Annotated in this window: 4 protein-coding genes; all 4 read left to right on the top strand. The window is 37.8% G+C overall.

Annotated features, from left to right (window positions below):
- Nucleotides 1-62: 62 nt before the first annotated feature.
- Nucleotides 63-16835 carry a DUF7507 domain-containing protein gene (locus ACZ0AH_RS13220; RefSeq protein WP_463476264.1) on the top strand — a complete coding sequence of 5591 codons (16773 nt, stop codon included), beginning with the start codon at nt 63-65 and terminating at the stop codon, nt 16833-16835.
- A 61-nt stretch (nt 16836-16896) separates the two neighbouring features.
- A complete protein-coding gene (locus ACZ0AH_RS13215) occupies nt 16897-17814 on the top strand; it encodes a PorP/SprF family type IX secretion system membrane protein (RefSeq protein ID WP_463476263.1) in 918 nt (305 codons plus the stop codon).
- Nucleotides 17815-17825: 11 nt separating this feature from the next.
- On the top strand, nt 17826-19763 hold the full coding sequence (locus tag ACZ0AH_RS13210) for an OmpA family protein (RefSeq protein ID WP_463476262.1): 1938 nt from the start codon (nt 17826-17828) through the stop codon (nt 19761-19763).
- Between the two features lie 449 nt (nt 19764-20212).
- Nucleotides 20213-22456, top strand: a complete 2244-nt coding sequence (locus tag ACZ0AH_RS13205; RefSeq protein ID WP_463476261.1) for an OmpA family protein — start codon at nt 20213-20215, stop codon at nt 22454-22456.
- The last annotated feature ends 126 nt before the right edge of the window (nt 22457-22582 follow it).

Here is a 22582-nt window from a genome sequence, read left to right as displayed (position 1 = left end):
ATTTAAACATCTGGTTTTAAATAAATAAAGAATTCATTTTTTAAATTTTAAATATAAAATTTATGAAGTTAATTTACGCTATCTATGATTTTAAAGCCTTAAAAAAAGTTTTATTATCAATTATATTCCTTTTGCCAATTTACACATTTTCGCAAAATTGCACGATAAATGCAAATGCTGATAATACGATTTGTCCGGGTGGAGCGACAGGTAGTTTACCGCCAGATCAGTTTTATCTGTTAGGAACTGCAAATTCAGATGTAGGTTCTGATTTTTTGCAAGATCCGATATGGACACAAATTTCAGGGCCGGCGGTGCAAATCGTAAATCCAAATTTAACTCAGACATTAGTAAAAGGAGCTATTCCGGGGAACTCATATGGTTTTAGATTAACAGCGCAATGTGCAGATGGTTCGACAGTTTTTGATGATGTTGTTATAACGATCTCACCTTTAACAATTGCAAATGCGGGCGCTGATCAAACGTATTGTCAGGGAACTTATTCCTTAAACGGAAATGCAGTTGCAGCAGGAGAAACCGGAACCTGGAGCGTGATAGGAAATAATAACGGCGGAATTAGTTTTACCAATGCAAATGCACCAAACACACCTATTGCAGTATCAGGAAATAATTCCGGTTCAACAACTTTTAGATGGTCAATTACAAATGCTTCAGGAAGCTGTACCTCTTTTGATGAAGTCACTATTTCTACTTTAGGAGGAAGAGAACCTGTTACTGCCGGTGGCGATATAACGCTTTCTAATTGTTATTCGGCTACACAAAATGTAAATTTAAGTGGCAGTTATAGCGGAAGTACACCAGGACAGCAACAAGGAACCTGGACGGTTGTTTCAGGACCAAACGTACCAACTTTTACTAATGCAAATGATAATAATACCAATGTAAACGGATTAGTTCAGGGAACTTATGTTTTTAAATGGACTGTTGCAGGAACTTGCGCCAATGGAACCGACGAAGTTACAGTTACAGTTCCGCCACCAACAGCAGATGTTACGGATGTTACAGGTCAAAGATTGTATTATTGTGATGGACGTACATCGACAATTTTGCAAGGAACGGTTCCGTTATATGTAAATGAATCCGTGCAATGGACTCAAACCGGCGGACCTGCTGCGGTAATTCAAAATCCTGCTTCACCAACAACAGTAGTGTCAGGAATGATAGCTTTGGGAGTTTACAGCTTTTTATATACTTTGACAAACAGTACTACAAATTGCATTAGTACCGCAACACATACGGTTTCTTTAGAAGAAATGATGTCTGTTTCCGGAGGTCCTGATCAAAAATTAGGCTGTAACGAAAGTTCTGCGACGATTCCGGTAACTTCCAGCGGAAGCGGCCAAATGAAATGGCAAATAGTTGACGGACCAATTGTAAATCCGCTTCTGAATCCTCCATATCCATCTTTTCCTACGGCTTTGGTCAATTTTTCCGGAAGCAGTATTGTTGTTAATCAATTAGAATTTTCAGGAACTTACATTATCAGATTAATTAAAGCGCCAAGTCCGGGAAGTCAATGTGAAACTATTTATGATGATGTTTCGATAGTTGTTTCGGCACAGCCAACGAATTCAAGTGCGGGAACAATGCAAATTTTGCCTTGTAATGCAACATCTGCAACTTTAGCCGGAAATATAGCTGTTAAAGGTAAAGGAAAATGGTCGCAGGTTTCAGGGCCTTCTAACGCAATTTTTTCGAATATTAATTTGCCAACTACAGCAGTATCTTCGTTAGTTAACGGGAAATATGTGTTTAGATGGACGATTTCCGGCGGAGAAGCCTGTGATGTAACCCAAAGTACATCAGAAGTTTTGGTTTCCAGTGCAACTCCTACAATTTCTCAGGCAGGAAATGATCAGTCTGTTTGTTTTGGAAGTAAAGTTCAATTACAAGGCAACTCCTTTTTAAGTACAGAAACCGGAACCTGGACAGTATCTCCAAGTGCCGGCATAACTTTTAGTAATATAAATGATCCCAATAGTACGGCAGATGGTTTGGCGCAAAACACAACTTATACTTTTACATGGACAATAACCAACGGCTGTGGTTCTTCTGCAGATTCGGTTGATGTGGTTACCAATAATACACAAGGAGCAGATGCTGAAGCAGGACCAAATCAATGTCTTGCAAGCGGAACAACTGTTGTGACACTGGCAGCAAATGATCCTTCTCCCGGAAATGGATTATGGATGCAAACTGCGGGATTACCGGCTGTAATTACAGATCCAGCCTTATATAATACTACTGTAACGGGATTAAGCGATGACGATTATGCTTTTAAATGGACTGTAAGTAATGTTGGCTGTTCTAATGGAGAGGATACTGTTGCTATAACAATTGCACCAGCTATAACTACAGCTCAGGCAGGAAATGATCAGAGTTTGTGTACGAATACAGCGACTGTAACGGGAAATGCACCTGCAGCCGGAGAAACTGGTTTATGGGAATTGGTGAGCGGAGGAGATGGCCCAATTATTACAAATCCAACAAGTCCAACAACTACCATTACAGGTTTAACTTCCGGTTCATGGGTTTATAAATGGACCATTTCAAGAGGAGTTTGTGCGGCTTCATCAGATTCGGTTCAATTAAATATTGATGAAACTCCGTCGCCTGCAATTGCCGGGCCGGATCAGGTAGTTTGTAATCAAAGCAGTGTAATTCTTGGAGCAACTCCGCCCGCAACAGGAAGCGGGATCTGGTCGTTAATCAGCGGACCAAATTCACCTGTTTTCTCCGATGCAAAATCTGCAACTTCGACTTTGTCAGGATTAATAACAGGAGAATATATTTTAGAATGGACAACCTATACAGGAATAAACTGCCCATCAAATAAAGATCAGATAAGTGTAAAAGTAACTGAAGTTGCAGCAGCAGGTTCAGATTTTGCGACTTGTTTGGAAGGACCTTTGTATTTGACAGGAAATGACGGAAGTACAGGAACGTGGACTTATGTTTCAGGAGGAGTTACTCCGCCCACTATAACTTCAACAGGAACCAATAGCGCTGCAGTTACAGGATTAACTCCCGGCGTTTATGTTTTTAGATATACTATTGCGGCACAGGGATCTTGTCCGCAATCTTCAGATGATATTACGGTTACGATTAACGGAAGCGTGTCAACACCGCCAAATGCGGGACCGGATCAAAATTTATGCAGTGCCGATTTAGCGATTCAGCAAATTCAGCTTGCGGCAACAACTCCGGATGCAGGAACTGTTGGAGAATGGACAATTCTTGCCGGGCCGCCTGTAGGAACATTTTCGGATATCAATGATCCAAATGCTGTTTATAGTAATCCCGGTTTTGGAATTTATGTTTTTAATTGGACGGTTAGTTCAGGAAGCTGTAAAAGTTCAGATCAGGTTCGTGTGATTTATGCAGATTCGCCTTCAACAGCAGATGCCGGAGCAAATAGTACTATTTGCGGATCTGTTGCCGAACTTGCTGCAACGCTGCCAACAGTAGGAACAGGACATTGGGATCAGGTTTCAGGACCTACGACAGCTGTTTTTAGTTCGGAAATTTTGCCAACCACGCAAGTTTCTAATTTAACCCAAACGGGAGGAACTTATGTTTTTAGCTGGACTGTTAGCAATGGTTTAATCTGTACGCCTTCAACAGATAATGTTCAGGTTATTGTAACGGCAGATTTGACTACGCCAAATGCAGGACCGGACCAAACTATTTGCGAATCGGCAACAGCTGCTTTGGCAGCAAATACAATTACGGTTGGAACTGGCGAATGGTCAGAATTTAGTGGTCCTGCAGGAGGAACATTTTCGGATGCTGCAAATCCCGTTTCGGGATTTACACCAAATGGTGCGGGAACTTATGTTTTACGCTGGACATCGACAAATCTTACGTGTGAACTTTTTGATGATATGACAGTAGTTGTAGATCCTTTGCCTTCAACTTCAAATGCGGGAACTCCAATTGTATTATGCGAATTTCAACCTTTGGCTTTAGCCGGAAATACACCAGCAATTGGAACAGGACTCTGGACACAGATTTCAGGGCCAACAACTGTGGTTTTTGAAACACCGGATTCGCCAACAACAAATGTTTTTGGAACTGAAGCTGGAGTTTACATTTTCTCCTGGACAATTACAAGTGAATCCTGTCCGCCGAGTTCCAGCAATGTTACGGTAACCATAAATGAATTACCACCGCTGGCAGATGCAGGAATTGATCAGACTATTTGTAATACGACAACAGCTACTTTAAGCGGAAATAATCCGGCGACCGGAATTGGAACATGGACATTCGTTTCGAATGCAGGAAATACAGCGATTATAATAAGTCCGAACGCTTTTAATACAACGGTTACCAATATTTCAACGGGAACAACAAGATTAAAATGGACGATTAGCAATGGTTCTTGTTCTGATTATTCTGATGAGGTAAATCTTGAAAAACCATCCGATTTAACAACTTCTGCTTTAACAAGTGATAGTACCATTTGCGAAGGCGGAACTTTAACTTTAAATACAAATCCGTCAGGAAGTTTGACTCCGTATAGTTATCAATGGCAAAATTCAGCTAACGGAATTACAGGCTGGACTGATATTTCGGGGCAAACTAATTCATCATTTATATCCGATAGTTCCTTAACACCCGGAGAATATTATTATAGAGTTCATGTTTCAAACTCCTGTACTCAAGTTACCAGTAATGTTGCCAAATTAACGATTATTCAAGATCCTGTTGTAACTACGCAACCTGTTGGAAACACGATTTGTTCCGGAAATACCCATACGATGGCGGTTGCGGGAACAACTACAAATACAGCCGCAGGAACAGTAACGTATCAATGGCAAAGTTCTATAGACGGAACTTCCGGCTGGACAAATGTAAGCGGAGGAACAGGCGCAAATACAGCTACTTATACAACGGCAGCTTTAACGTCAAGTTTATATTTTAGAGCTAGAGTTTCACAATCCGGAAGCGGATGCGAAACTTTTTCAGATCCTGCTTTAGTAAACGTAACTACAATTACAGTACAGCCAGCAACTCCGGCTGCAGTTTGTATTGGCGGAATTGTAAATATCAGTATAACCGCTTCGTTAAACGGAGGAAACGGAACATTGAGTTACCAATGGCAAAGTGATTCAGGTTCAGGTTTTGTGAATGAAACCAACCCGACAGCGACAACGGCTAATTTTATTTCTGATCCTTTAAATACGACAACACAATTTAGATGTTTGGTAACTTCATCGACTACCAATTGTGTTTTGACTTCAAATGCTGTAACAGCGAATGTTGTTCCGGATCCTGCAATATCGGCTCAGCCAAATGGTGGAATTGTTTGTACTGGCGGAACATTCAATTTATCGGTTACAGCAACAGGCGGAACTCCGGGTTTAAATTATCAATGGTACAGCAGTTCTGATAATGTGAGTTTTGCCTTGATTTCCGGTGCAACATTAAATACCTATACAACTCCGGCTTTAACCGCCGATACGTATTATAGAGCAGATGTTTCGGCGACAGGAAACGGCTGTGGTTTGGTTACTTCAAATAGTGTTTTGGTTGATGTAATTCCGGATCCGGTTATAACAACGCAACCAGAAGGAAATACGATTTGTGCAGGAAATACACATACCATGTCAGTTGTAGCTTCAGGAGGTCCGTCAGGCGGAATTTTGACCTACCAATGGCAAAGATCAACTAACGGAACAACGGGTTGGGCAAATACAACCGGCGGAAGCGGCGCAACGACAGCATCATATACAACCGGAGCACTGACCTCTAATTTTTTCTACAGAGTTAGAATCAGACAATCGGCTAGTGGCTGCGAAACGTATTCAAATGCAGTTCCGGTATATGTGGTAACCATTACTGCTCAGCCAATAACACCAGCAGCTATTTGTGTTGGCGGAACGATAAGCGTGAGTGTAACCGCTTCGTTAAACGGAGGAGCAGGCGCGCTTAGTTATCAATGGCAAAGTGATTCAGGTTCAGGTTTTGTGAATGAAACAAACCCAACAGCAACGACAGCTAATTTTACATCAGATGCTTTAAGTATAACAACACAGTTTAGATGTTTAATAACGTCATCAACAACAAATTGTACTTTAACATCAAATACAGTCACGGCAACAGTTGTTCCTGATCCCGCAATTACAGCAGAACCAAACGGAACTACGATTTGTTCAGGCGGAAATCATACTTTATCAGTAACAGCAACAAATGGTACACCAGGTTTAACGTATCAATGGTATAGCAGTTTAAATAATACAGCATTTACTGCAATTGGCGGAGCAACTTCAGCTACTTATGTAACGCCGGCTTTAACACAGACAACCTATTACAGAGTAGATGTTTCGGCAAGCGGAAACGGCTGTACCACAATCAGTTCAGCGGTAGCAACAGTAACTGTTTTATCAGCAGTATCAATAGTAACGCAGCCGGTATTAAAAACAAATATTTGCAGCGGTTCAAATGCAGCTTTAAATGTTGTTGCAGCCGGAGGTTCAGGGAATTATACTTATCAATGGAAAAGTTCTACTGTTCTGGCAGGCCCTTATACTGATATTGCCGGAGCAAATACATCCAATTATACAACGCCAAATTTAACCGAAACCACTTTTTATCAGGTTGTAGTTTCAGATCCTACAACAGGTTGTATTCCCGTTACATCAAGTATTGCAGCAGTTATTATTCCGAGTATAATTACACAGCCGGTAACTCCGCCAACAGTTTGTATCGGAGGAACGATTTCGGTTTCAACATTAGCTTCAGCAAATAATGGTTCGGGATCATTTAGTTATCAATGGCAAAGTTCTTCTGATGGAGTTACAGCATGGACAAATGTAACTGACGGAACAGGAGGAACCAGCTCAAATTATACTTCAGGAGATTTAACAGCAACTATTTATTTCCATTGTGTAATTACATCATCAAATCCAACTTGCACGCTTATTACAAATGTTGTAAAAGCAACCGTAATTCCGGACCCAATTATAACAATACAGCCAACAGGCGGAAATATTTGCGAAGGCGGAACATTTACGCTGACATCCGGAGCAGCAAGCGGTTCAGGAAATTTTACGTATCAATGGCAAAAATCATTAAACGGAATAATAGGCTGGGCAAACGTAACCGATGGTTCAGGAGCTAATACAACAACTTATACGACAGGTTCTGTAACCGCAGATACTTTTTACAGACTTGAGGTAACAGATTCGGGTATTGGTTGTGGAGTTGTAAATTCTGATCCTGCTAAAGTTGATGTTTTCGAATCTCCTTTAATTAGTACACAGCCAACAGATGCTGAGATTTGTATCAACACAACTCATACTTTTACAGTTGTTGCTTCAGGAAATGTTCCTTCTAGTACCATATTGTATCAATGGCAGACGGCTTCAGTTCTGGCTGGGCCTTATACCAATGTAACTGCCGGAACCGGAGGCACAACAGCTTCTTATACAACACCATCTTATGCAACTTCGGGAAACCGATATTTTAGGGTTTTAATTTCGCAATCGCAGGCTGGTTGTCAGACTATTTCGAATCAGGTAACTTTAAATGTTTTTGATGCGCCGTTAGCTCCTGTGGGAGATGTAACGCAACAGCCGTCGTGTGATAATGCTTTTGGAATAATAGCGATTTCAAATCCTGATTTAGGAACAGGATATGAATATAGTATTGACGGGGTTAATTTTCAGGCGAGCAATATCTTTTCGAATCTTACTCCGGGAGTTAAACAAATTGCTGTTAGAAAAATGGGTTTAACTACTTGTATTTCCGCAAGTACACCTTTTACTATTTTTAATAGAATTTGTGCTGTTCCTGAAACTTTTGCTTCCATATCAGGTGATGTGGGGGGAAATACCGGAACACAAACCATTTTAGATTCTGATTTGTTAAACGGTGTAATTCTGAATCCTGCAGACGTAACATTAACCATAAATTCTATTTCAACCTTTTTGACTTTTGATCCTGCTGCAAATACGATTTCTGTAGCACCGGGAACACCTGCCGATAATTATACTTTGACGTATACCATTTGCGAAAATGCAAATCCTGCAAATTGTTCTACAACAACTGAAACTATACAGGTAACCACAGCAGGAATTGAAGCTGTAATTGATATTGTTCCTGCTATATTAAACGGTTCTGTTGAGCATTTGGCAGTTATAAACGCATTAACAAATGACAAACTGGCGAGTTTACCGGCAACAACTTCAAATGTTCAAATTTCTATCATAAATCCTGCATTGCCAATTGATCCAGCCGTTTTATTAGTTCCTGTTTTAAATACGGCTACAGGAGATGTTGATGTGCCAGCCGGAACCGTAAGCGGACTTTATGAAATCGAATATAGAATTTGCGAAATAGGAAATCTGACGAATTGCGATATAGCCAGAATTGTAATTCCGGTAGGAACTGCCGTAATCGATGCAGATGATGATGTAGCTGAAAATATTAACGGCTATTTAGGTCAGATGAATGTTATAAACGCAACTACAAATGACAGTTTAAACGGCGTACCCATTACAACGGCAAATTTTGGAGATATTATAATTAAGCAAAATACTGCGGCATCTCCGTTGTATACAGGAGCAAATGTACCTGTATTTAGTACCGCAACCGGAAATGTAAGTGTTCTTGAAGAAACTCCTGCAGATACGTATTATATTACCTATACGATTTGCGAAAAATTAAACCCAACAAATTGCTCAGATGCCAGTATTGCCATCGTTGTAGATCCTGCGCCAATAATAGCAAATGACGATGTAGTAAATAATGTAAACGGTTACGACGGAGCCATAAATGTTATAAATGCCTATACAAATCCGGCTGGAGCCGATACTTTTAACGGACAGGTTATTAATATAAATCTGGCAGGAATTTTAACCTCTGCAATCATAGCGCCGGCGACTCCTAAAAGTCCCGGAGCTCCTGTTCCGGAATTATTGATCGCTTCAGGACGAGTTACGATTCCGTCAGGTACGCCAGCCGGACAATATCAGATAAAATATCAATTGTGCGAGAATTTAAATCCGGGTAATTGTGATGATGCAATTATTACCATTAATGTAATTGCGCCGGTAATTACTGCTAATGACGATACTGCTTTAAATGTAAATGGTTATGCCGGGGCAAATGATGTAATCAATGCTTATGATAACGATTCATTAAACGGAGGAACTCTTAATCTTCCAACAATTACTACAACAGTAATCTCAACTCCGGCGGGTATAAACGGAGGTCCGGTACCAACATTTGACAGCGCAACTGGTTTAGTTAGCGTTCCTGCAGGAACACCAGCGGGAGAATATAAATTTGTGTACAGAATTTGCGAAAATCTTAATCCAACAAATTGTGATAATGCAATTATTACCATTACTGTTATTTCGGCTCCTATTGATGCGGCTAATGATGCTGCATTTGTTCCAATTAATGGATTTATTGGCGATGCAAATGCTTTAAATGCTTTAGACAATGATACTTTAAACGGTTCTGCGGTGCTTCCTTCAGAAGTTACGATAACCAATATTATTCCTGCGACATCCATTAACGGAGGTTTGGTTCCGGTATTGAATGCCTTTACAGGAAATGTAAGCGTACCGGCGGGAACTTCAGCCGGAAATTATTTTATTACCTATCAGCTCAACGAAAAATTAAACTTATCCAATAATGATACAGCGATTATAACCGTTGAGGTTGCTGCTCCAATTATTGAAGCCAATGACGATACAATTGCAAATATCAACGGATATGTAACGACAAATAATGCGATTGATGTTTTATTGAATGATACGCTTAACGGAGCTGCGACTAACATATCTATGGTTAATATTACGGTTGATGCCGCTGCAACTCCAATAAACGGCGCGCAAGTTCCGGTTTTAGAACCTTTAACAGGATTTGTCAGTATTCCGGCAGGAACTCCGGCAGGAGATTATGAAATTAAATATCGCATTTGCGAAAAAATAAACCCAATAAATTGCAACGATGCTATAATCTTCGTTAATGTAATTGGAGCACAGATTGATGCTGTCAATGATTTAGCAAGTTCTATAAATGGCTTTACAGGAGCAAATAACGTTGTAAATGCTTTAACAAATGATACGTTAAACGGAGTTGCAGTAATTGCTTCACAGGTAACGATTAGCAATATTGTTCCGGCAACCGCTATTAATGGCGGTGCAATTCCGGTTTTAGATCCTTTAACAGGAAATGTAAATGTACCGGCAGGAACTTCTGCAGGAACGTACACAATTGAATATCGCTTAAGCGAAAACTTAAATCTGGCCAATTTTGACACGGCACCTATAACAATCAATATTATAGCTCCAGGTATTATTGCTAATAATGATTCAGTAAATACGATTAACGGATATATTGGTGCAAATAATGTCATCAACGCTATTACAAACGACAGATTAAACGGCGCAGACATTCAGTTAACTAAAATCAATATAATTTCAGTAAGCACCGCAACTCCGGTTGATTATGTTTCAGGAAATCCAATTCCGACATTAAGTACTTTAACCGGAAATGTAGATATTCCGACAGGAACTTCGGCGGGAACTTATGTCATTCATTACAGAATCTGCGAAAAATTGAACCCGGCGAATTGCAGTGAAGCTGATATTACCCTAAATGTCTCAGCCACAACTATAGATGCCGACAATGATTTTGCCAATACTATAAATGGCTATTTGGGTGCAAACAATGTTGTTAATGCTTTGACTAATGATGAACTTAACGGAACAGCAGTTTCTGCACTTCAGGTTAATATTCATTCAATAAGTACAACTCCGCCAGTAACTTCAACAAACGGAATCGTTCCTGTATTAGGTTTGTTAACCGGAAATGTAGATGTTCCGGCAGGAACTTCGGCAGGAACCTATGTCATTCAATATGAAATCTGCGAGAAATTAAACCCATCCAATTGCAGCCCCGCAACTATTGTAATTGTAGTGAATCAACCAGTAATTGTAGCCGAAGATGATACCATTACAAACGTAAATGGTTATACAGGAGCAAGTAATGTATTAAATGCTTTTACAAATAATGATACTTATAATGGTGTTCTTTTAACAGATGTTAGTTTCGTAACACCAACAATTGTAAGTCCTGCAACGCCAATAAACGGAGGATTGGTTCCAATTTTAAATCTTTCAACAGGATTGGTGAGCGTTCCGGCGGGTACATCGGCAGGAGCCTATCAAATTAGATATAAAATCTGCGACAAATTAAATCCGGCGAATTGCGACGAAGCCGTAATTAATATAATCGTGATTGCTCCGGTTATTGTGGCAAATGATGATTCGGCAGGAAATATCGTTGGTTACACAGGCGCAAACAATGTTATAAACGCTTACGCTAATGATACGCTAAACGGAGCAGCAGTAGTTTTGGCCGCTATTAACAGAACACTAATTACGCCTGCAAGTTCCATAAACGGAGCACCGGTTCCAGTGTTGAATTTATTGACAGGAAACGTAGATGTTCCAGCAGGAACACATGAAGGCGAATATAAAATAGTATATAAAATTTGCGATAAACTGAACCCGACAAATTGCGATGATGCCGTTATTACCCTAACCGTAATTGCAAATCCTATCGATGCGGTTGATGATATACCTTCGACAACATTTGATGGAGCTGTAAATACAGCAAATGCAGTAAATGTACTGGATAATGATACGTTAAACGGAGTTGCAGTAATTCCGTCCCAAGTTCAGATCGCCGTTATAGTTCCGGCAACTTCCATCAACGGAGGTTTAATTCCAATATTAGATCCAACAACAGGAATTGTTAGTATTCCGGCAGGAACTTCAACAGGAACATATACTATTCAATATCGCTTAAGCGAAATATCAAATATTACCAATAATGATACTGCGACAATTACCATTGTGGTTCAGGCGCCAATATTGGCAGTCAATGATTCGGCAAGTGCAATAAATGGTTTTGTTGGAGGAATAAATGTGGTCAACGCAATTTCTAATGACCTATTAAACGGCGTAACACCACAGTTATCTCAAATTACAATTAGTTCATTAACCACAACAAATCCTGTAGATTATGTTTCAGGAAATCCAATTCCGGTTTTAAACACAACAACAGGAAATGTAGATGTTCCGGCAGGAACTTCGGCAGGAACTTATGTAATTCATTACAGAATCTGCGAAAACCTAAATCCTTCAAATTGCAGTGAAGCTGATATTTCTATTGAAGTTATAGCTCCAACTATTATTGCCAATAACGATTCGGTAAATAATATTAACGGATTTACCGGTGCAAATAATGTTATAAATGCCATTACAAATGACAGATTAAACGGAGTAGATATTCAGTTAACTAAGATCAATATAACTTCGATAGCAACAGCAACTCCGGTTGATTATGTTTCAGGAAATCCAGTTCCGGTGTTAAGCGCTTTGACAGGAAATGTAGATATTCCGGCAGGAACTTCGGCAGGAACTTATGTCATTCATTACGGAATTTGCGAAAAACTAAATCCAACAAATTGCAGTGAAGCTGATATTACTGTAACGGTTTTAGCAACAAGTATTTTAGCCAATGATGATTTTGCCAATACGATTAACGGATATCGCGGAGCAAATAATGTTGTCAATGCTTTAGCAAATGATGAACTTAACGGAGTTCCGGTTTCTTTCACTCAGGTTAATATTCGATCATTAGGTACAATAACTCCTCCGGCTTCCATTAATGGAAATGTACCATTTATAAATCTGATTACCGGAAATGTAGATGTGCCGCCTTTAACAACTTCAGGAACATATACCATTCGATATGAAATCTGCGAAAAATTAAATCCGGCAAATTGTAGTGAAGCTTCAATTTATGTTATTGTAGACCGACCACAAATTGTGGCAGAAGATGATTTAATTACCAACATTGACGGATATCTTGGAGCTCCGGAAGTATTAAATGCCTTTACAGTGAATGATAAATATGACGGAGCAATTCTTAATGATATTAATTTGGTCGTTAGAACTGTCGTTTCTCCTGCAACTCCTATTGACGGAGGCGCGGTTCCATTCTTGCTTCCTGCAACCGGATTAGTGTCCATTCCGAAGCGTACATCTGCAGGAACATATCAAATTAAATATATAATCTGCGATAAATTAAATCCGGCAAATTGTGATGAAGCAACGATCACTATTCTTGTTGTAGTAGCACCAATTGTTGCAAATGATGATGCTGTCGATAATATTAACGGAAATACGGGAGCAAATAATGTACTGAATGCTTATGATAATGATACTCTGGACGGATTGCCAATGGATTTCTTAGATTTTAAAGGAACATTGCTTTCTCCGGCAAGTTCTATTAACGGTTCAGTTCCTGTACTAAACGAACTGACAGGAAATGTAGATGTTCCTCCCGGCACGCATGCAGGCGAATATTTTATTGGATATAAAATCTGCGGAAGATTAAATCCAACAAATTGTGATGAAGCAGTTATCAGAATCAGGGTTATTGCTGCGCCAATTGATGCCGTTGATGATAATGCAACCGGAATTAATGGTTTTGTTGGAACAGCAAATGCAATTAATGCTTTGGATAATGATACTTTAAACGGAGTTTTAGTAAATCCGTCAGATGTTCTGATTACCAATGTTATTCCTGCAACACCAATAAGCGGAGGTACAGTTCCTACATTAGATGCTGCAACCGGTATTGTTAGTGTTCCGGCGGGAACAACTGCGGGTACATATACGATTACTTACACGCTTAGAGAAGCGACAACTTTATTAAACAACGATACTGCCATTATAACAATTGTAGTAAACGCTCCGGCAATAGAAGCTAATGATGATATTTTAGCCAATATAAATGGTTATGTGGCAACAAATAATGCTATAGATGTTTTAACAAATGATACTTTAAATGGAATTATCACAAACCTGAATCAGGTAAATGTTTCGGTTGATGTTCCGGCAACGTCAATTAATAGTGGACCAGTTCCTGTTTTAGAACCTCTAACCGGAAAAGTAAGTATTCTTGCAGGAACTCCGGCAGGAAATTATGAGATTAAATATCATATTTGTGAAAAACTAAACCCAATAAATTGCAATGATGCTACAGTTTTCATCAGCGTTGCTGGAGCACCAATTTTGGCTGTAGATGATTCGGCACCAAATGTAAACGGATATGTTGGTGCAGAAAATGTTGTAAACGCAATTACAAACGATTTACTAAACGGAACTGCCGTTCAATTATCTCAAATCAATATAACTTCAATAAATACAGCAACTCCGGCTGATTATGTTGCGGGAAGCCCGGTTCCGACTTTAAATACTTTAACCGGAAGTGTAGATGTTCCGGCAGAAACTTCAGGCGGAACTTATACGATTTATTATAGTATTTGCGAAAAACTAAACCCGGTAAATTGCAGCGAAGCCAATATTGTTGTTGAGGTTACAGCAGCTTCAATTGTTGCCAATAATGATGTTGAGTTAAATGTAAACGGTTATACAGGATCAGCAAATTTATTGAATGTTCTGGATAACGATAGTTTCAACGATTCATCAATAGAAGCTAAAAAAGCAAAAGTTGCCATAAATATCAATCAAATTACAATTACAATTCTGGCACCGGCAGATTCAATAAATGGAAATCCAAACTTGCCATCTTTAGATCCTGCAACCGGAATTGTAAGCGTTCCGCCAAAAACACCGGCAGGATTATACCGTATTCAATATAGAATTGCAGAGAACTTAAATCCTTCAAATTTTGATGACGCAACCGTATTTATTACCGTAACGGCTACGGCAATCGAAGCGAATAACGATACCATTTTAAATATAAATGGTTTTACCGGTCAGGCCGATGTAATAAATGCGATTACAAATGACAATTTGAATGGAGCAGCGGCACAACTATCAGAAATTACGATTAGCATTGTAACTCCTGCAGCACCAATTAATGCAGGCCCGGTTCCGGTTTTAGATATCGCAACAGGAAATATAAGCGTTCCTGCAGGAACTCCAAGCGGAACATATACGATTAGCTATCAAATTTGTGAAAATTTAAATGCAGCAAATTGCAGTCAGGCTGATATTATAATAACCGTTATTTCAGGACCAATTATTGCAAATGACGATACAGCAACCGGAATAAATGGCGCAGACGGAGCAAATAATGTGGTAAATGTTTTAACTAATGATTTATTGGATAATACTTCGCCAACATTAGCGCAGGTCAAAATCAATGTAGTTGCTCAGGCAGATGCAATTTCAGGCGGAGCAGTTCCGGTTTTAAATACAGCAACCGGATTAGTAAGCGTTCCGGCAGGCACAACTTCAGGAATTTATACCATTGTTTATCAAATTTGCGAAAACCTGAATGCTGTAAATTGCGATCAGGCTGTTATTAAAATTTCAGTTTCTCAACCCTCAGTTTCAGTACTAAAAAGAGGTGTTTTCTCAGATACAAATGGCGATGGTTATGCACAGCCGGGAGAATTAATTCGTTATTCATTCCGTATCACAAATACAGGATCAATAGACTTAAACAACGTAACCCTTACAGATCCAAAAGCCACAATTACAGGCAGCCCGATAAGTCTGGCAGTTGGCGAATTTAATGTAACCAGTTACACCGGAACTTATGTATTAACACAAGCCGATATTAACACCGGATTTGTGGTAAATCAGGCATTGGTTACAGCACAACCTCTAGTTGGAACTGCAATTCAGGATTTATCAGATAGTGATAATCCATCGTTAATTGGCGATGATGACCCAACTGTTACACCAATTATTCAATTTAAAGATCTTACTTTAATAAAAGGCGGACAGTTAACAGGAAGCGGTGGAGTAGGTTCAGTAATCAATTATAGTTTCACCGTTAGAAACACAGGAAACGTTGTTCTTACCAATGTCGTGATAACAGATCCAATGTTAACCACTACTTCAATTGCGGTAACTCCGGGTACATTGGCACCAGGCGCAACGGGAACAGCTACAGCATCATATACCGTAACAGTGGCTGATGTGGCAAACGGAGCAGTTATTAATACAGCGCTTGCGATTGGAGATGATCCTGCAGGAAATCCGGTAACAGATATTTCAGACAGTACAGATCCTGCTTTAACCGGAGATGATGATCCAACAGTTATTGACTTAACAGTGAAACCTGCAATCGCCATTATCAAAACAGCCGTATTTAACGATGAAAACAAAAATGGTTATGCCGAAATTGGCGAAACAATAACCTATCACTTTAGTGTAACCAATACCGGAAATGTTGTCTTGGTAAATATTGTTGTCAAAGATCCTAAACCCGGACTTAGCATTACCGGAGGTCCAATTATCCTAAAACAAGGCGAGACAAACACAACAACATTTGTTGGTACTTATGTTTTAACCGCCAATGATATTGATGTTGGAAACGTCGAAAACCAGGCAGTTGCAGAAGCTGCAAGTCCTGACGGATTAACGGTAACCGACCTTTCTGATGATAATTCTAATTTCGAAAATGACCCTACAATCCTTCCTCTAAATGCTTGTAAGATAATTGTATACAATGCCGTCTCTCCGGATGGTGACGGTAAAAATGAAATGTTCAGAATAGACGGAATTGAATGTTATCACAATGCTTACGTTCAAATTTATGATCGCTGGGGAGTTTTAGTTTACGATGCTTACGGTTATGACAATCAAGCGGTTGCTTTCAGAGGTATTTCTGAAGGAAGAGCAACCGTTAAAAAACAAAAAGGATTACCGGACGGAACTTATTTCTATGTAATTACTTATACAACCTATTTAAATGAACCAGTAAGTAAAACAGGCTATTTATACTTATCCGGAAATGGAAATTAATATCATGTTGAATCAAATGGTTTTTTAATGAGTAATATATGCACCAAATAAATTATCTACTATGAGAACTAAATTATTTTCCTTGGTTATTATGTTTGTAGCTGCTTTGGGATTTGCACAACAAGACTCGCAGTTTACCCAATACATGTACAACACCATCAATATAAATCCTGCCTATGCAGGTTCTCGCGGCGCACTTAGTATTTTCGGTTTGTACCGCACGCAATGGATTGGTCTTGACGGAGCGCCGGAAACCAGCAGTTTTTCTATCAATACGCCCATAAACAATAGTAGATTAGGAGTTGGTATATCGCTGGTTAACGATAAAATTGGTCCAACTAACGAAAACAACTTATCTGCCGATATTTCATATACCGTTCAGACTTCTGCCGATTTTAAACTTTCCTTCGGAATAAAAGGAACTGCCAATATCTTCAATTTAGACATCAACAAATTGAATCCTGCAGATCAGGGAGATCCGCAATTTCAGGATCTGGACAATAAATTTTCACCAAATGTAGGAGCAGGGGTTTATTGGCATTCAGATAGGGCTTACATCGGATTATCAGTTCCTAATTTCATCGAAACCAATCGATATGATGATAACGATGTGGCGATTTTCAAAGATAAAATCAATTATTATTTAATGGCAGGTTATGTATTCAATCTGGATAAATTAGAATATATAAGATTCAAACCCGCTGTTTTGGCCAAAATGGTAGAAGGTGCGCCGCTTCAGGTAGATGTTTCTGCCAATTTTATGTTCATCGATAAATTTGTGGTTGGAGTTGCTTACAGATGGAGCGCATCCTTAAGTGCAATGGCTGGATTTCAGATTACTGACGGACTTTATATAGGATATGGTTACGACAGAGAAACCACTCATTTAAACAATTATAATTCAGGATCACACGAGATATTTCTGCGTTATGAATTCTTCAAAAATAATGGTAAAATGACAATCCCACGTTTCTTTTAAAAACAAGCACGATGAAAAATTATATACTACTATACCTGACAATTGTAAATGTTTTTTCATTTAGCATTTATTCCCAGCAGTCAAAGTTAAATGCCGGAGATAAAAACTACAGCAATTATGCTTATATGGATGCCATTAAAACATATCAGCGTTTAGCCGATAAAGGGTATAAATCTGAGGATATGTTTAAAAAACTGGGAAATTCCTATTACTTTAATTCTGATTTTGAAAATGCCGCAAAATCTTATAGTGATTTATTTGCGATGAATGTAGCCGTTGAACCCGAATATTATTATCGATACGCACAATCGCTAAAATCAACCGGACAAACCGAAAAAGCGAATAAAATTTTCGATGAATTCAATGCCGGAAATACAGCAGATAACAGAGTTAAAATTTACAAACAAGATGAAAATTATCGCGAAGAAATCGAAATAAATTCAGGACGTTATCAAATAGAAAACGCCGGAATAAACAGTAAATACTCAGATTACGGAGCATTTGTTTATAACAATAAAATATATTTTGCTTCGGCAAGAGACACAGGAAATTTTACACAGCGAAAACACAAATGGACGGGAGAATATTTTACCAATATTTATGATGCCGATATTGATCCGGCAACAAATCTTCCTTCAAAAGTAAACAAATTCAAAACGGAGATAAATTCCAGATTTCACGAATCTTCTCCGGTATTTACAAAAGATGGCAAAACGGTTTATTTTACCAGAAACAATTTCGTAAAAGGCAAAAAAGGAAAAGATACTACTCAGACAACCTTAATAAAAATATACAAAGCCACACTCGAAAAAGACAAATGGACGAATATAACGCCAGTTTCGTTTGCGAGCGATAATTACAGCACCGCACATCCTGCACTTAGTCCGGACGAAAAAACAATGTATTTTGCATCAGATATGCCGGGAAGTCTAGGACAATCGGATATTTATAAAGTCAACATTAATAATGATAACAGTTTTGGAACACCTGTAAACTTAGGAAAAAGTATCAATACCGAAGGAAAAGAAACGTTTCCGTACGTAACCAATGAAGATGAAATATATTTTTCATCAGATGGACATCCCGGACTTGGCGGATTAGATGTTTTTGTTGGTCAGATCGAAGACAACGGAACCATTAGCGGAATACAGAATCTGGGTGCCGATATTAATTCTCCAAAAGACGATTTTGCTTATATTATTGATCCCGTTTCCAGACGTGGTTATTTCAGTTCTAATAAAGATGGCGGGCAAGGTTCTGATGATATTTATACGTTTTTAGAAACCAGAAAACTAAAATGCATTCAGGAATTAGACGGAGTTATTACCAATGCAATAACAGGGATCATTTTACCCGAAACAAAAGTCAGTTTATATGAAAATCAAGTCCTCAAAAATACCACAATTTCAGATGCCGCAGGATTTTACAGTTTACCAATAGAATGCGGTAAAACGTATACAATAAAAGCCGAAAAACCGGATTATTCACCAAAAGAAGTTACAGCTACAATTGGAAAACTAAATGGAAAAACCAGTTTACCAATAACTCTGGACAGTGCACGCTGTAAATTGAAAATTGGAGACGATTTGGCAAAATGTTTTGGCATAAAAATGATTTATTTTGATCTGAATAAATTTGATATTGAAAGCCAGGCCGAAATGGATTTAGAAAAAATACTTGCCGCTTTAAAGCACAATCCAACCCTCAAACTCGATATTCGATCGTATACAGATAGCCGTGCCTCATTTAAATACAACGAAACCTTATCTGATAAAAGAGCAAAATCGACCGTAGAATGGCTGGTAAAAAAAGGCATAGATCCTAACAGATTAACCGGCAAAGGTTATGGAGAAACACAACTTGTAAACGGATGTTCTGATGGTGTAAAATGCACCGAAGAACAGCATCAGGCCAACAGGCGAAGTGAATTTATTATAATAGCAATATAATAATATTCAAAAAGATTATTTCTAAAATACTCCTTTAAATAGTAAACACCAAAACAAAAGCGTCTTGAATTTAGTTCAAGGCGCTTTTTTATGCGATAAATTCAAATCCTATTCCTCTTTATTTAATACTTTATTTTAAACAATAGTTTACATTTTACCGTATTATGTCGGTTTTATGACTTTCCGTGTCGCATCAAGAATAGATGATATTATAATTTTGCCCATTGAATAATACAGCAATGAAACATGAAATTCATTACCTGTAATTCTTGGATTTTAAGTCTCAGGTTCTTGTGATATAGATGTTTATGCGATATCTAAAACAACAAGTTTGTAAACTAATATTCAGCATCTCATAAAAATCTTTTTTAAGATTTGAATTTTCGAGAGATCTAAATCCAAAATAATGTTACCAAGATTTTTCTAAATAAAACTAATTAAAATTAATTATGGGAATAAAAATACACAAAATACTTATTTTACTTTTTTGTTTAAGTAGTACAATCGGCTTTTCTCAAAAGCAAGATAAACAAGTCGCAAGAGCAAATGCAAAATACGATGAACTTGCTTTTATAAAGGCGGGAAAAATGTATGAAAAATTGATCGAAAAGGGAAACAAATCGAAAGAAGTTTACGGTCGTTTAGGAGATACTTACTTTTTTAATTCAGATTATGCCAACGCATTAAAATGGTACACTAAATTAATGGAAGACGGATCTGATTATGCACCGGAATACTATTACAGATATTCAATATGTTTAAGAGCAAACAATCAGGCTGATCAGACATTTGCTGTCATGAGCAAATATTACAACAAAGCAGGGAAACCGGAAGAAGCTAAAAAATGGGACCCGAAAGAATATTCAAAAGCGATTCAGGAACAATCAAACAGATATGATAATTTAGATCAGTCAGGTGTAAATTCTAAAGTTTCAGATTTTGGAGTTGCATTCATTCCAAATGAAGAAGCAATACAGCAGGTACTTGAAATAGCTAAATTTGAAAAAGCTGAAAAAATCAGAATTATCAGAGAAAATGCTGCCAAAAGAAGAAAAGATGATGGCAATAAACTAGCAGCAAAAACAGAAATTGAAGATAAAAACAAGAAAAAAGACGATAAAATAGTAGAAAAACAAGATACTGAAGCTAAAAACTTTAAAAAACTGCCTAAGTATAAAGAAGTGATTTTTGCTACAGCCAAAGATTCCGGGTATTTTATTAAACGAAGAAATGATTGGAACGAAAAACCTTTTCTTAAGTTATATTCAGCCCAAATCAATGAGGAAGGAAAACTCGAAAATGCAAAAAAACTTGCAGGAGATATTAATACAAAATACCATCAAAGTACACCAGTACTGACAAAAGATGGTTTGACAATGTATTTTACAAGATCAGCAGAAATTGACAAGTCAAAAAATCCAAATTTAACAGTTCAAAAAGACACCAAAAAATCAAATGCGGATCTTAAGCTTTTTCAGGCTCAGAAAGTAAATGGTAAATGGGTTAACATACAAGAACTTCCTTATCCAATTAATATGGATGGAACTTCATCTGCGCATCCTGCATTAAGCCCTGAAGATGACCAGTTATATTTTGTGTCGAACAGACAAAAGAAAATGACAGATACTGATTTATATGTAATCAGCAGAAAAAAAAGCGGAGGATTTGCTAACAAAGCAGAATCTTTAGGAGAAGAAATAAATACATACGGCAGGGAAACATTTCCTTTTGTAGACAACAGCGGAATATTATATTTCTCTTCTGACGGACACCCGGGTTTAGGAGGATTAGATGTTTTTGCAGCAGCAAAAAACAGCGATGGTAAATATGTAGTGGTAAACGTTGGAGAGCCAATAAATACAATTAGCGATGATTTTGCTTATGTAATAGATAATGACTCTAAAAAAGGATTTTTCTCTTCTAATAGAAAAGACGGAACAGGCGATGATGATATCTACAAGTTTACAGAAATTACACCTTTAACTTTTCCATTTAAAGTTAATCCGGTTTATTACGGAACTGTAAAAGACAGTATCAGCGGAGAAGCGTTAAGTGGTGTTGAAATTGTAGTATATGATGATTTAAACCAGCCTGTTAAAACATTATTTTCAGACGAATCCGGTAACTATACAATTGATTTACCACCGTTGAAAAACCATACTTTCGAATTTAAAAAGAAAGGATATACAACAGAAAGAATATTTGTTGAAGGTCAGAAAATTGCTGATAAGAAAGAAATACCAGTTGCTTTATTTAATGAGTTATCAGTTATTGTAGATAATAAAGTAGTAACGCTTAAAGAAGGTGATAATCTTACAGAGAGATTAAAATTGAATCCAATTTATTTTGATTACGGAGGATATACGTTACGTAAAACATCTAAAGTTGAATTGGATAAAGTAATTAATTTAATGAAAACGCGTCCTAGTATTTCAATAGAAGTTAAGTCGCATACAGATAGCAGAGGTAAAGATGATTACAATTTAAGACTATCGAAAAACAGAGCAAAAACTACTATGGATTACATCATTATTGAAGGTGGAATTCCTAAAGACAGAATCTGGGGTGACGGATACGGAGAAACACAGCTTATTAATAATTGTGGTAACGAATCAAAATGTACAGAAGCTGAATATGAATTAAACAGAAGATCTGAATTTATTATATATATAAAAGATCAGAATAATAAATAGAAACTCAAGTTTCTAGGAAGATAGATTCGGTTGGTGAAAAAGGGTTTGACTTTTAAAGTTAGGCCCTTTTTCTATTTAATATCATTAATTAAAATTACCAAGTGTATTTTCAAATCTATATATTGA

This window comes from Flavobacterium sp. AC105 (genome assembly GCF_979258495.1).
The sequence above is the reverse complement of the archived record's forward strand: the minus strand, read 5'-3'. Positions and strand labels throughout refer to the sequence as shown.

What these genes read in the sequence shown, in the direction of transcription:
- ACZ0AH_RS13220 (WP_463476264.1), top strand. Translation starts at nt 63, where the DNA reads ATGAAGTTAATTTACGCTATCTATGATTTTAAAGCCTTAAAAAAAGTT.
- ACZ0AH_RS13215 (WP_463476263.1), top strand. Translation starts at nt 16,897, where the DNA reads ATGAGAACTAAATTATTTTCCTTGGTTATTATGTTTGTAGCTGCTTTG.
- ACZ0AH_RS13210 (WP_463476262.1), top strand. Translation starts at nt 17,826, where the DNA reads ATGAAAAATTATATACTACTATACCTGACAATTGTAAATGTTTTTTCA.
- ACZ0AH_RS13205 (WP_463476261.1), top strand. Translation starts at nt 20,213, where the DNA reads ATGGGAATAAAAATACACAAAATACTTATTTTACTTTTTTGTTTAAGT.